Below are 13,996 nucleotides of genomic sequence, written 5' to 3'. Positions count from 1 at the left end.
AGCTGTTGGCCATCGAGCAGCGCGTTCACGCGCGGGTCGTTGTTGTTCAGCTCATAGGTGTAGGAGCCGTCGGCCTTGAGGACGATCTTGCCGTACTCGCCGTTGACTGCGGTGTTGACGTTGCCGTTGACGTTCTGGCCGGCGGCGACCGTGCCCTTGGCCACGCCCACGACGTTGGTGGCGTCCGCGCCAAGGGTGTCGGCGCCGGTGCCGCTGATGACGTTGCCGGTGGCGGTCAGCGCGGTGTCTTCCGTGACGGAAGCGGTGTCGGGCTTGGCCTCAGGAGCTGTGTCGGTGATCTGGATGACCAGGTCATTGCTACGGGTCTCGCCGGCGAAGTCCGTGACGGAAACCTGGACGAGGTCGCGTACCGAATCGTCGCCGTTAGAGTGATCGGCAGCTCCGCCAGTCTCCTTGTAGGAGTATGTGATCTTGCCAGTGGTGGCGTCGTAATTGGTGATGGTCAGCACCCCCTTGTCGGTGGTGATGACTACCGGGTTGGCGGCGCTGGCGTTGCTGACGTCTTTGCCGCCGACGGTAACCTTGTTGATGCCAGCCTCGGCGGATACGGTCACGGAGCCGGTGACCGTGGCGCCGGAGGCTTCGGCCACATTGTTGTGGCCAGCGGTAACGTCGCCGTCGCTGTCTTCAGGCGTGATCACCGGAGGAGCGTCGGTCTGCCCAGTGACCGTAATGGTCAGGGTGGCCGTGCTGGTCGCGCCCTGCGCGTCGGACACGGTGTACGTGATCGACGTCGTCGCCGTCTGGCCATCATTCAGGTACTGGAACGCCGTGCCGGGATTGAACGTGTATGTACCGTTGGCGTTCAGCGTGAATGTGCCGCCATTGGAACCTACGACAGGCTGGCCTACGTCGGCGTCGACGCCGTTGACCTGCGAGACGTGCATGGCGTCGCCGTCCGGATCGCTGTCGTTGCCCAGTACGCCTTCTGTGACGTGGTCAACGACCAGGGGCTTGTCTTCACCGGTGGTGCCTTCGTCATTGGTAGCGACAGGGACAGGGTTGCCCACGGTCCAGACGAAGGTCTGGGAGACGGTCGCACCCGACTTGTCGGTGGCGGTCACGGTGATGAGGTACTCGCCCTTGACCCCCGTATTGGTGTGATCGGACGCCCAGTTGGCGAACTGGCCGGTGAAAGTACCGGTAGTGGGGTCGAACTTCAGCCCGCCGGGGATGTGGTCGACCGAGTAGACCAGGGAATCGCCGTCATCGAGGTCGCTGAAGAAGCCGGACAGGTTGTAGTTGACGACATCGCCGTCCATGTTGTCCTGGTTCTGCAGGGCAACTGCGGTCGGCGCGTCGTTGGTGCCGGTGATTTCGACCGTCAGCGTGGCGGAGCTGGTGCCGCCTTGGCCGTCCGTGACGGTATAGGTGATCGAGCTGGTCGCCGTCTGGCCGGCAGCCAGGTGCTGGAAGGCGTTGCCGGGGTTGAACGAGTACGAGCCGTCGGGGTTCAGGGTGAACGTGCCGCCGTTGGAGCCGGCCGTCGGCGTGCCGACGTTGCCGGTGGCGCCGTTGACTTGCGAGACGGTCAGGGTATCGCCATCCGGGTCAACGTCGTTGGCCAGGACGCCGTTTTGGGCGTCGACGTTGAGTGTGGTGTCCTCATCCGTGGTGCCGTTGTCGTTGGCTGCTGTCGGTGCGGGATTGGTGACGTCCCAGTTGAAGTCCTGGGAAGTCGTGGCGCCGGACGGGTCGGTGGCGGTCACCGTTACCGTGTAGACGCCGTTGTTGCCGCCTTGCGAGGCGGAGTGGTCGATGGTGCCGGTGATGATGCCGGTGTTCGGATCAATGGTGAGGCCGGGCGGCAGGCCGGTGGCCGTAAAGGTGAGCTTGTCGCTGGTGTCCGGGTCCGAGAAATGGCTGGAGACGTTGTAGCTCACACCCGTCTGGGCGTCGATGCCCGACGTGTCGGCAATGGCGGTGGAGACCGGGCCATCGTTGGTGCCGGTGATCGTCACGACGACGGTCGCCGTGGAGGTGGCGCCGCTGGGATCCGTGATGGTGTACGAAATGGTGCTGGTGGCAGTTTCGCCCACGGCCAGATGGCCGTATTCGTTACCCGGGGTGAAGACGTAGCTGCCGTCGGGCAGGACCGTGAATGTGCCGCCGTTGCTGCCGTTGACCGTGATGCCGGCCGGGGTCATGGGGCGGCCGCTGACCGAGACGATCGCCAGCGGGTCGCCGTCGGGGTCCGAGTCGTTCAGCAGCAGGTTGCCGCGCACCAGGCTGTTCTGGTCTCCGCTGGCAGCGTCGTTCAGCGCGTTGGGGGGAGTATTGACGGTGGCTGGGGTTGCGTCATCGTCACCGCCGGCGCCGGCGCCGGTACCGGACAGGCGGGGCAGGATTTCCTGGCCGCGGCTGGGGTTCGGGTAAGCCAGGTCGAGCGGCGTGGTCGTTTCCAGAATGCGGGCCAAGCGCACGAAGCTGCTGCCGCCGTCAGGGCCGCCGCCGGTCAAGACGGCTGCGGTGGGATCCAGTTCGTCGAACGGATCGCGGCCGTCGCGCAGGGCGGCCAGGAGACGGTCGGAGTCGGTGCCGGAGGGCGGGGCCACCGCCGCTTCGGACGGGTCGGCCAGCGGGCCGGTCATGTCGCCGGTTACCGCGACCTCGCGGCCTTCGCCGATGACGATAGGCATGCCGTTTTCAACCTGAAGCGAAACCGTGGCGCCCGAGGCAGTGACGACGTCGCTGCCGGCGGGGACCTTGCTGCCTTGATGCAGTTCGGTCAGAGAACCGTCGCTATTGCGTATCCACGCGCGACCGGAGATTTCGTTGACGACTGCGGGGGAGGTGTTGGCCATGTTGGTTCCGTTTCAGGGAGTTATCCAAGATGGCCAGATACTAGATTGCGCCGCCGGCGCGGGATATTGTCCTCAAGGACAGTATCAGGAAGTAATTTTGATTTTGGCGTCGGCGGGGGCTGAAATGCCGTGAACGAGCAGGGCGAGCTGCAGGCGGTCGGTTACGCCCAGCTTTTCGAAAACGGCTGACAGGTGGGCCTTGACCGTGCGTTCGGTAATGCCCAGGGCTTCGGCGATCTGCGCATTGGCCTGGCCGCTGGAGGCATAGCGGGCGACGGTGATTTCACGTTCGGTCAGCACGCCGCCGTCCCAGGAGTGCGCATCCTGGGCGCGTTCGGCGACCAGTTTGAGCAGCCGCGACACCAGGGAACGGCCCATCCAGATGCCGCCGGATGCGACGACTTCCAGCGCCTGGGACAGCGAAGCTGCCGACGCATAGCCGTGGCAGTATCCGTGCGCGCCGGCGCCCAGGACCCGGGTGCCTTGCTCGTCGTTCGGGCTGGGGCTGGCGACAACCACGTGCATGTCTGCCAAGGTCGTGGCCCAGCTGGGGTCTTGCCAGGACGGCAGGCGGGGCAGGTCCGCGTCCAAGACCGCCAGCGTACGGCCCTGTTCGCGCCAGCGCTGCAGGTCGGCCAGGCCGCGCCCGCGGGCCGCCAGCCAGCGGGCCGAGTTCAGGCCACGCCAGTGCTGCCACAACAGGTCGTCGTGCGTAATCAACAGAACAGGAACGGGTTTCATAAAGCCTTGCAGCCCTCCTTCAACGTTCGGTAAAGGCATTCGCCTTGGCGCGCAGTATGGGCTTGAGCAGGTACTGCAGCACCGTGCGCTTGCCTGTCAGGATATGAACCTCCGCCACCATCCCGGGGATGATGGGCAACAGCTTGTCGCCTACCGTGCTGCGGTCCGTGCGGACCCGTACTACATAGTAGGAATTGCCTTTCTCATCGGTCACGGTGTCCGCGCCGATCTGTTCCACCTTGCCTTCCAGGCCGCCGTAGATGGCGAAGTCGTACGCCGTGAATTTCACTTCCGCCTTCTGGTCGGCATGCAGGAAGCCGATGTCGCGCGGTTGGATGCGGACTTCGAGCAGCAGCGTGTCGTCCTTGGGCACGATTTCGATGATGTCCTTGCCGGGCTGGACCACGCCGCCGACCGTGTTGTTGAACAGCGTCTTGACCGTGCCGCGCACCGGGGCGCGCACTTCGGCCAGTTTCACGCGGTCAGCCAGCGCCAGTTTGCCCTGGCGCAGGGTGGCCAGCTTGGTGTTGGTTTCAGACAGTTCGCTGCGGGCCTGGTTGCGGATATTCAGCTCGGCTTCCTGCAGCTTGCTTTCCGCTTCCTTGATGGAAGCCTGGAAGCGGTCGATCTGGGCTTCGGCGCCTTTCTGTTCGCCGCAATAGCGGGCCACGTCGCGTTGCAGGCGCAGCAGATCCACTTCGGATACGGCCCCGCTCTTGAGCAGGGGACGGGTCACCTGCAGTTCGCGCGAGGTCAGGCTGCAGCTCGCTGCGGCCTGGTCACGCTTGGCGATGGTTTCGCGCAGGTCTTCCTGGCGCTGCTTGAGTTGCTCGCGGGCGACGTTGACCGTGGCGTTCAGCTCTGTGGTGCGGGCTTGCCAGACATTACGCTCCATTTCCACCAGTCCAGGCGCCTGCGTCAGTACTTCCTCGGGGGCCACGAAGGGCTCGCCGGTGGCCAGGGCCTGCAGTCGGGCGGCCTTGGCGAGCAGGGACATGTATTCCGCGTTATTTTCGCCCAGGGACGAAGCGAACCGGGTGGAGTCGATCTTCAGCAGGACTTCCCCGGCCTCGACTTCTTGCCCCGGACGCACCAGGATTTCCTCGACGATACCGCCGTCCAGGCTCTGGATGATCTGGACCTGGCGCGACGGCACGACCTTGCCTTCGCCCCGGACGACTTCGTCGATGCTGCCGGTACCCGCCCACAGCAGCAGTCCGCCGGTGGCCAGCAGGCTGACCCACAGCAGGATGCGCGAGCCACGCGCCTGGGATTCATGGATGACCCATTCCGCGTTGCCGACGTAGTCGGAGCGTTGTTGGGGTTTGCCTTTTTCGGCTCCGTCCAGCAGGCGGTCGAAGAAGAACACGAAGACGCCGCGCAGCATGCGCCACAAGCTTCCAAACAGGCCGTGCCGGGTTTCGCCGGGATTGTTCAGCATGGTTTCCTCAGCTTCCGCGTCCGACGCGTCCTTGACGCAGTGCTTCGACAACCTGTTCCTTGGGACCGTCGGCCACGATGTGACCGTTGTCGATCACGATCAAGCGGTCGACCAGGTCCAGCAGGGCAGTGCGGTGCGTGACCAGCAGGATCGTCTTGGTGGCGCTGGCTTCGCCCAGGCGCTTGCGCAGTTGCGCTTCGCTCTGGTGGTCCATGTTGCTGCTAGGCTCGTCCAGCAGCAGGATGGGCGGATCGTTGATCAGGGCACGTGCCACCGCCACCGACTGGCGCTGGCCGCCGGAGAGGGACTCGCCGCGTTCGCCGATGACCATGTCGAAGCCGTCGGGATGCAGGTTGGCGAAATCGGTGACGCCGGCCATATTGGCGGCCGCCAGGATGCTGGCGTCGTCGGCGTAGGGCGCGCCCATCGCGAGGTTGTGTTTCAGGCTGCCATAGAACAGCAGCGGGTCCTGCGGCACGTGGCCGATGGCGCGGCGCACGTCGGCGGGATCGATCTGGCGCACGTCTACGCCGTCCAGCAACACGGCGCCCTCGGTGGGCTGATACAGCGCCAGCGCCAGTTTTTCCAGCGTGGTCTTGCCGGAACCGATGCGGCCGATGATGCCGACTTTTTCACCCGGCTGCAGTTTGAAGGACACCTTCTTCAGCACCGGCTGCTTGCTGCCGGGATAGCTGAAGGTAACGTCGCGGAATTCAATGCCGCCGTGGAAGACCGGACGATGCAGGAATTCGGCTTCTGCCGGACGTTCAATCGGCAGCTTCATATAGTTGTCGATCGAGCCGAGCGAGGTGCGCGCGTTCTGGTACTGCATGAGCAGCCCGGCGACCTGGCCGAGCGGGGCCAGGCAGCGGCCGGCGATCATGGAAGCGGCGATGATGCCGCCCATGGAGATGGCGGATTCCTGCGCCTGGTAGACACCGATAATGACGACGGAGATCGATACCAGTTGCTGGACGGCCTGTACGAAGCCGACCGTCGAAGACGAAATCAGCTTCAGCTTGCCGCCAGTCAGGGCGATAAATTCGGTGGCGCGTTCCCAGTTGCGCTGGATCGAGCCCTGGGCATTGAGCGTCTTGACAGACTCCAGGCCGGTCAGCGCCTCGACCAGGGTTGCATTGCGTTGCGACGAGGCCTGGAACGATGCCATGGTCAGCGATTCCATGCGGGCCTGCGCGGCCAGCGATACCAGCAGGATCAGCACGATCGCGACCAGGGGCGGGAGGATCATCCAGGGTGAGATCCAGGCCAGCGCCAGCAGGAACAGGAGAATGAAGGGCAGGTCCACCAGGGTAGTGATGGTGGCCGACGCGATGAAGTCGCGGATGGATTCGAACGAACGCAGGTTGGCGGCGAAGGAGCCCACCGACACCGGCCGGCCTTCCATGCGCAGGTCCAGCACCCGTTCCATGATCTGCGCCGACAGGCGCACATCGACCCGCTTGCTGGCGCTGTCCACAACATGGGAGCGCGCGGTGCTCAGGATCATGTTGAAGATCACGACCAGGGTGATGCCGATAGCCAGCACCCAGAGTGTCTCGACGGCGTTGTTTGGCACGACGCGGTCATACACGTTCATGGTGAACAGCGGCATCGCCATTGCGAAGATATTGATCAGCAGGGCAGCGATCAGCGCATCGCGGTACATGCGCCGGTTTTCCATGATGGCGGCCCAGAACCAATGGCGCTCGCGTACCTTGGCGACTTCGGGCGCGCGCGCGTCGAAGCGGAACTGCGGGCGCACAAAGCACACCAGCCCGGTGTATTGCGCAGACAGTTCCGCAGCGCTCATTTCCATCGAGCTGCCACCTAATTCGGGGTGGCTGACAACATACTTATCGCCGTCCCTTTTCAGCAACAGGCAGGCGCGCTCGCCGTTGAGCAGCAGGATCGCGGGCAACAGGTCCTGCGAGATGCTGTCCAGCGTGCGTTTGACCACGCGGGCGGAGAGCTGCGCGCGCGCGGCGGCGCGCGGCAGCAATGCGGGAGTCAGCTTGTGTTCTTCCAGAGGCAGGCCCGCGGACAAAGCCTGTCCCGTCGCCGTCACGCCATGCAGCCGGGTGATTTCCACCAGGCAATCCAGCAGAGGGTCGTCGTGCGCCGCGCGCGCGTCAGCGCGCCACTCCCGGGCCGCCGTTTCAGATAACTTGTCCATCTTCGTCATCCAGCAGGTCGAGGTGTTCGGAGAGGCGCGCGCGCTGTTGCTTGCGCTGGGTCAGCTTTTGTTGAGCCTGCACAGGCAGGTCGGTCATACGCAAGGTGCCATTGGCTATCAGCGCGTCGATCAGATCTTCCAGGACGCGGACAAAATCCGCGTCCAGTTGTGAGAAGTCGTTGCCCTGTTTCTGCATATGGTCTCCTTGCGCTTGCGTCGCCTAGGGTTTGGCTTTGGGCGAGTTTACCGGGATGAACGTAGGCGGCAGATTGCCTTCGTTGTATTGCACGCGCACGGGAGCCAGGCGGGCGGAGTCAGGAACCGTGGAATTGCAGAGCTTGATCACTTCGTCGGAGACTTCCAGCTTGCCGTTTTCCTCGGGCATTTCATTGCGCGCGGGCTGCAGCGACAGCGCCGGCAGCAGCGCGTGCGACAGCGCCAACCAGCGGTACTGGGCGAGCTGGAGGTCGTACAAGCCGTTGGTCAAGGCGCGGCGCGACTCGAACAATTCATTTTCGGTGTCCAGCAAGTCCAGCAGCGAACGCTGGCCGATCTGGAACTGCTGGCGGTAGGCTTCGCGCACCTTCGTGGTGGCTACTTCGTGGTCGCGCAGGAACGGCAGCTTCTGGCTCAGGCTGGCGACGTTGTTCCAGGCCACCGCCAGATCCTGCTGCACGTTGCGGCAGGTGTAGTCGCGGATATCGCGCGCGGCGTAGGACTGCGCGGAGGTCTGGCGCACGCGGGCGGAATCGGCTCCGCCGCGATACAGGTTGTAGCTCATGACGACCTGGACGCTGGAACTTTGGATGTCGCGGTTCTGGGGCGTGGGATCGTTCTGGTCGCGGCCGGTGGAGGCCACGAACTCGAACTTGGGCGAGAACGCGCCCTTGGACGAGGCGACGCCGGCCTGCGCGGCTTGCAGCCCGGCCTGCTTGGACAGGAAGCTGGGGTTGCGGCGCAGCGACTCGTTGAAGTCGGCGGGCTTGACCGGCAGCTTGCTGGCGATATCGGGCGTCGGCTGCATCGAGTCAGGGGGCAGGGCGCCAGTGACACGCTGGAAGCGTTGCTGCACGTCCAGCAGGTTGGCGGTTTCGGTCATCAGGTTGGTCTGGGCCAGCGCCAGGCGCCCGCCGGCCTGTTCCAGGTCGACGCGGCGGCCCACGCCGGAGTCAGCGCGTTCGCCGATCTGCTTGAGCGTTTCTTCGTGCAGGGTGTAATTCTGGCGGGCCAGCAGCTCCATGTCGCGATAGCGCTGCAGGTCGATGTAGGCCTGCACGGCGCCGAACGCGGTGTTGTCGCTGGTGGCCAGCAGGTCATAAAACCGCGCCAACTTGTCGAAGCCGGCTTGCTTGACGTCGTTGCTCGTGCGGAAGCCGTCGAAAATCAGCTGGCGCAGTTCCACGCTGTAGCCGGGCCGGTTCCAATTCTGCGACCCGACTCCGGGCACGTTGCTGCGGTACTCGCGACCCACATAGCCTTGCGCATTGATCTGCGGGAAGAAGGCGCCGCGAGCGACGGCCTGGCCTTCCAGCGAAGCCTGGAAATCGTGGTACTTGGCCTGGATTTCCGGATTGCTGAGCAGGGTCTGCTCGACGATCTGGTTCAGAGTGACGCCAGCTTGCCCGGAGGCGGGAGCCGATGACTGTGCAAATGCCGCAGGAACGAATGCCAGGGCAAGGACCGAAGTCGTGCTTTTGAGCAAAAACGAAGCCATAGTGATTATTCGCGAGTCGAGTTAGGAATTAATGGCCGCCATATTGTGTGGAAATGTCAGTTTTGACGAGTCAATATTTGTTAATTCTTGACGAAGTTTTCCGGTCGGCAGTTTGAGTTTCTTCGCGCATCATCTCTTAATTAGCTTGAATTTGCACTAATTTCGCTATATTCCAGATTTTTGGTCCAGTTTAATGCAGGATAAATGCGGTTTATTGCGTTTTGTTTCGCAGTTTGGGCGTCCGCGCTGAACAACGATTATATCGGTTTGATAATTTTGTATCTGTTTTAAATACCCGAATTTGTATCTGTAACTGTTTGGCTACAGCATCGTTGGGGCATGAAAGTGGGACGAAGTCACCCCTGTCATTTCCTAGCATGGTAGTGTTAATACTGGTATATAAGGTGCAGTTGTACTAGGTTGAGACCCTGTGCATAATTCGCTCATGCCGCAGTGGCCGGCGCACGGGAATGGTTTTCAACCGCGCGCGGCACGAGCCGGATTGTCTACTTGCAGAGCGCATCCATGGCCCAAACTCTTTACGACAAACTCTGGGACGCCCACGTCGTCCACCAGGAATCAGACGGTACCTGTCTGCTCTATATCGACCGCCACTTGGTGCATGAAGTCACCAGTCCCCAGGCGTTCGAGGGCTTGGCGATGGCCGGCCGCAAGCCGTGGCGCACGGGCGCCAATCTGGCGGTCGCGGACCACAACGTGCCGACGCTGAACCGCGCCCAGGGCATCGACGATCCGATTTCCCGCCTGCAGGTGGATACGTTGGATGCCAACTGCGATAAGTACGGCATCACCGAATTCCGCATGAATGACCTGCGCCAGGGCATCGTGCACGTGATCGGCCCGGAACAGGGTGCGACCCTGCCTGGCATGACCGTAGTCTGTGGCGACTCACACACCAGCACGCACGGCGCGCTGGGCGCGCTGGCCTTTGGCATCGGCACCTCCGAGGTCGAGCACGTGCTGGCGACCCAGACGCTCCTCATGAAGAAAGCCAAGAGCATGTTGATCAAGGTCGAAGGCGAACTGCCCTTCGGCTGTACGGCCAAGGACGTGGTCCTGCACATCATCGGCATCATCGGCACCGCCGGCGGCACCGGCTACGCCATCGAGTTCGCTGGCAGCACGATGCGCGCCCTGTCGGTCGAAGGCCGCATGACCGTCTGCAACATGGCCATCGAAGCCGGCGCCCGTTCCGGCATGGTGGCGGTCGACGACAAGACGATCGAATATTTCCGCGGCCGTCCCTTTGCGCCCACCGGCGTGCTCTGGGACCAGGCGGCAAGCTACTGGCGCACCTTGCATACCGATGAGGGCGCCAAGTTCGACTCCGTGGTGGAGATCAATGCCCGCGACATCAAGCCTCAGGTCACCTGGGGCACGTCTCCCGAAATGGTGCTGCCGGTGGATTCCCGCGTACCGGACCCCGACCGTGAAAAGGATGACGTGCGCCGCAGCGGCATGGAACGCGCCCTGCAATACATGGGCCTGAAGCCCAACACGCCGCTGACTGACATCCGCGTGGATCGCGTCTTCATCGGCTCGTGCACCAATTCGCGCATCGAAGATCTGCGCGCGGCCGCCGCCGTGGCGCGCGGCAAGCATGTGGCGTCCAATGTGCGTCAGGCCATGGTGGTGCCGGGCTCGGGCCTGGTCAAGCAACAGGCCGAGCGTGAAGGGCTGGACAAGATCTTCATCGAGGCGGGTTTTGAATGGCGCGAGCCGGGCTGCTCCATGTGCCTGGCCATGAACGCCGACCGCCTGGAACCCGGTGAACGTTGCGCTTCCACCTCGAACCGCAACTTCGAGGGCCGGCAAGGGCAGGGCGGGCGCACCCATCTGGTCAGCCCGGCCATGGCCGCCGCCGCCGCCGTCGCCGGCCATTTCGTCGACGTCCGCACTTTCCGTTAAGCGTCAAGCACCGAGTACCGACATCATGCAAGCATTTACCACTCACGAAGGCCTGGTGGCTCCGCTCGATCGCGAAAACGTCGACACGGACCTCATCATCCCCAAGCAGTTCCTCAAGTCCATCAAGCGCACCGGCTTCGGCCCGAACCTGTTCGACGAGCTGCGCTATCTGGACCACGGCGAACCCGGCATGGACAACAGCAAGCGTCCGCTGAATCCGGATTTCGTGCTGAACCAACCACGCTACCAGGGCGCGTCGGTGCTGCTGGCGCGCAAGAACTTCGGCTGCGGCTCCAGTCGCGAGCATGCGCCCTGGGCGCTGACGCAGTTCGGCTTCCGCGCCATTATCGCGCCGTCGTATGCCGATATTTTCTTCAACAACAGCTTCAAGAACGGTCTGCTGCCGATTGTCCTGTCCGAGCTGGAAGTCGCGCGCCTGTTCGACGAAGTGAAGGCTTTCCCGGGCTACAAGCTGCGCGTCGATCTGGACCGCCAGGTCGTGGTGGCGGCGGACGGGCGCGAGATGGGCTTCGACATTGAACCCTTCCGCAAGTACTGTCTGTTCAATGGCTTCGACGATATCGGGCTGACCCTGCGCCAGTCGGACAAGATTCGCGCCTTCGAGGCCGAGCGTCTGGCCCGCCATCCGTGGCTGGAAAGCCGCCCCATCGCCTGATGTCACCCTTATTCTGATTACAGGATCGTTTTTGTATGACTCACAACATCGCAGTCTTGCCGGGTGACGGCATCGGCCCGGAAATCGTCGAGCAGGCCGTGCGCGTCCTGAAGGCGCTGGACGTTTCCTTTGAGGTCAAGGAAGCGCCGGTGGGCGGCGCCGCGTTTGATGCGTTCGAGCATCCGCTGCCGCCGGCCACGCTGAACCTGGCCAAGGAATCGGACGCCGTGCTGTTCGGCGCCGTGGGCGACTGGAAGTACGACAGCCTGCCGCGCGAGTTCCGCCCCGAGCAGGCCATCCTGGGCCTGCGCAAGGCGCTGGGCCTGTTCGCCAACCTGCGCCCGGCCATCCTGTATCCGGAGCTGGCCAGCGCCTCGTCGCTCAAGCCCGAGATTGTGTCCGGGCTGGATATCCTGATCATCCGCGAACTGACCGGCGACATCTATTTCGGCACGCCGCGCGGCGTGCGTTCGTCGCCCGACGGCGCCTTCACGGGCGAGCGTGAAGGCTACGACACCATGCGCTACGCGGAATCCGAAGTGCGCCGCATCGCACGCATCGGCTTCGAATCGGCCCGCAAGCGCGGCAAGAAGCTGTGCAGCGTGGACAAGGCCAACGTACTGGAGACCTCGCAGTTCTGGCGTGACATCGTCATCGAAATCGCGCGCGAGTATCCCGATGTGGAGCTGTCGCACATGTATGTCGACAACGCCGCCATGCAGCTGGTGCGCAACCCGCGCCAGTTCGACGTCATCGTGACCGGCAACCTCTTTGGCGACATCCTGTCGGATGAAGCCGCCATGCTGACCGGCTCGATCGGCATGCTGCCCTCGGCTTCGCTGAATGCGGGCGGCCAGGGCTTGTACGAACCCAGCCACGGCTCCGCGCCCGATATCGCCGGCCAGGGCATTGCCAATCCGCTCGCGACCATCCTGTCCGCCGCCATGCTGCTGCGCTATTCGCTGAACCTGGCGCCGCAGGCCGACCGCATCGAGGCCGCCGTGCGCCGCGTGCTGGCCGATGGCCTGCGCACTGCCGACATCTTCGAAGCGGGTACGACCAAGGTCGGCACGGCGCAGATGGGCGACGCGGTGCTGAAGGCGCTGGCCTGATCCTTTTTTGGGATCCAGCCGCCGGGCGCTCGTGTCTGGCGGCCGAGCCAGCACCACACAAGGGGTGGCCCTGTCAGGCCGCCCCTTGTTTTGCTGTTGTGGCGCCGCCTCGAAAGCGTCTTGCATCCATTGCGGCCCCTATTTTTTATGGTTGCGCCGCAACATCCGGCCGTGCATTCTGATAAATTGTTGAATTGCACGGCTTTTTCCCCCTGGACCCTAGTCTCCACACCTTTAAAGAGCGATTGAAATGAATCAAGCAGTAGGCCTTGTCGGCTGGCGCGGTATGGTCGGCTCGGTGCTCATGCAACGCATGCGCGACGAGAACGACTTCGCACTGATCGAACCGGTGTTTTTCTCCACCAGCAACGCTGGCGGCGCCGCGCCCACTTGGGCTACTGGCGCAGGTCCGCTGCAAGACGCCTACAACATTGACGCTCTGAAAAAACTGCCGATCATCGTGACGGCGCAAGGCGGCGACTACACTTCCGAGGTCTACCCGAAGCTGCGCGGCGCGGGCTGGAACGGCATCTGGATCGATGCCGCCAGCACCCTGCGCATGGCCGACGACGCCATCATCGTGCTGGATCCGGTCAATCGCCCCGTCATCGACGCGGCGCTCAAGCGCGGCGTGCGCAATTTCATCGGCGGCAACTGCACCGTCAGCTGCATGTTGATGGGCCTGGCCGGCTTGTTCAACAACGATCTGGTCGAATGGATGACCTCCATGACCTACCAAGCCGCTTCTGGCGGCGGCGCGCAGCACATGCGCGAACTGCTGACCCAGTTCGGCGAAATCAACCAGTCGGTCAAGTCGCTGCTGGACGATCCCGCATCGGCCATCCTGGAAATCGACCGTGGCGTGCTGGCCAAGCAAAAGGATTCGGCGCTGCCCCACGAGCACTTCGGCGTGCCGCTGGGCGGCAACCTGATTCCCTGGATCGACAAGGATCTGGGCGACGGCATGTCCAAGGAAGAGTGGAAGGCCGAGGTCGAGACCAACAAGATCCTGGGCCGCGGCGCCGCCTTCGGCACGCCCGCCACGCCGATCGACGGCCTGTGCGTCCGCATCGGCGCGATGCGCTGCCACAGCCAGGCGCTGACCATCAAGCTCAAGCGCGATGTGCCGCTGGACGAGATCGAGGCGCTGATCGCCGAAGGCACCCAGTGGGCCAAGGTTGTGCCGAACACCAAGGAAGCCACGGTTTCCGCGCTGACCCCGGTTGCCGTCACCGGCACGCTGGATATTCCGGTGGGCCGTCTGCGCAAGCTGTCGATGGGCTCGCAGTATCTGGGCGCCTTCACCGTGGGCGACCAACTGCTGTGGGGCGCCGCTGAGCCGCTGCGCCGCATGCTGCGTATCGCGCTGGCTGAGGCCTGATGCT

10 protein-coding genes are annotated in these 13,996 nt (G+C 63.6%); 4 read left to right on the top strand and 6 right to left on the bottom strand.

Going from position 1 to position 13,996, the window contains the following annotated elements; all coding sequences use genetic code 11:
- From WBB14_RS06625 to WBB14_RS06600, 6 genes are all read right to left on the bottom strand, one after another.
- On the bottom strand, nt 1-2,825 hold a 2,825-nt coding region (locus WBB14_RS06625; protein ID WP_424239123.1), incomplete at its 3' end, for a retention module-containing protein.
- 84 nt (nt 2,826-2,909) lie between these two features.
- Nucleotides 2,910-3,566, bottom strand: coding sequence for a helix-turn-helix transcriptional regulator (locus tag WBB14_RS06620; RefSeq protein WP_424239122.1), 657 nt, complete (start codon nt 3,564-3,566; stop codon nt 2,910-2,912).
- A 19-nt stretch (nt 3,567-3,585) separates the two neighbouring features.
- Entirely contained in the window at nt 3,586-5,007 is a 1,422-nt protein-coding gene (locus tag WBB14_RS06615) for an HlyD family type I secretion periplasmic adaptor subunit (RefSeq protein ID WP_013392879.1), read from the bottom strand.
- A gap of 7 nt (nt 5,008-5,014) precedes the next feature.
- Entirely contained in the window at nt 5,015-7,180 is a 2,166-nt protein-coding gene (locus tag WBB14_RS06610; RefSeq protein ID WP_424239121.1) for a type I secretion system permease/ATPase, read from the bottom strand.
- A complete protein-coding gene (locus tag WBB14_RS06605; RefSeq protein ID WP_013392881.1) occupies nt 7,164-7,376 on the bottom strand; it encodes a hypothetical protein in 213 nt (70 codons plus the stop codon). Before WBB14_RS06605 ends, WBB14_RS06610 begins: the two co-directional genes overlap by 17 nt.
- A 24-nt stretch (nt 7,377-7,400) precedes the next feature.
- The gene (locus WBB14_RS06600) at nt 7,401-8,894 is read right to left on the bottom strand and encodes a TolC family outer membrane protein (protein ID WP_424239120.1); all 1,494 of its coding nucleotides are present in this window, start codon (nt 8,892-8,894) and stop codon (nt 7,401-7,403) included.
- Nucleotides 8,895-9,419: 525 nt separating this feature from the next.
- Here WBB14_RS06600 and leuC point away from each other — a divergent pair.
- The 4 genes from leuC to asd all read left to right on the top strand — a co-directional run bounded on the left by leuC (nt 9,420) and on the right by asd (nt 13,992).
- Complete coding sequence (leuC, locus tag WBB14_RS06595) at nt 9,420-10,823, top strand: 3-isopropylmalate dehydratase large subunit (protein WP_424239119.1); 1,404 nt, start codon at nt 9,420-9,422, stop codon at nt 10,821-10,823.
- A gap of 25 nt (nt 10,824-10,848) precedes the next feature.
- The gene (gene leuD / locus WBB14_RS06590) at nt 10,849-11,499 is read left to right on the top strand and encodes a 3-isopropylmalate dehydratase small subunit (protein WP_424239118.1); all 651 of its coding nucleotides are present in this window, start codon (nt 10,849-10,851) and stop codon (nt 11,497-11,499) included.
- A gap of 35 nt (nt 11,500-11,534) precedes the next feature.
- Nucleotides 11,535-12,611, top strand: a complete 1,077-nt coding sequence (leuB, locus tag WBB14_RS06585; protein ID WP_424239117.1) for a 3-isopropylmalate dehydrogenase — start codon at nt 11,535-11,537, stop codon at nt 12,609-12,611.
- A gap of 250 nt (nt 12,612-12,861) precedes the next feature.
- Complete coding sequence (asd, locus tag WBB14_RS06580) at nt 12,862-13,992, top strand: aspartate-semialdehyde dehydrogenase (RefSeq protein WP_424239116.1); 1,131 nt, start codon at nt 12,862-12,864, stop codon at nt 13,990-13,992.
- Nucleotides 13,993-13,996 lie beyond the last annotated feature (4 nt).

This window comes from Achromobacter sp., assembly GCF_049647645.1.
Classification (GTDB): Bacteria; Pseudomonadota; Gammaproteobacteria; order Burkholderiales; family Burkholderiaceae_B; genus Achromobacter.
This window is presented reverse-complemented; position numbering and strand designations above follow the sequence as displayed.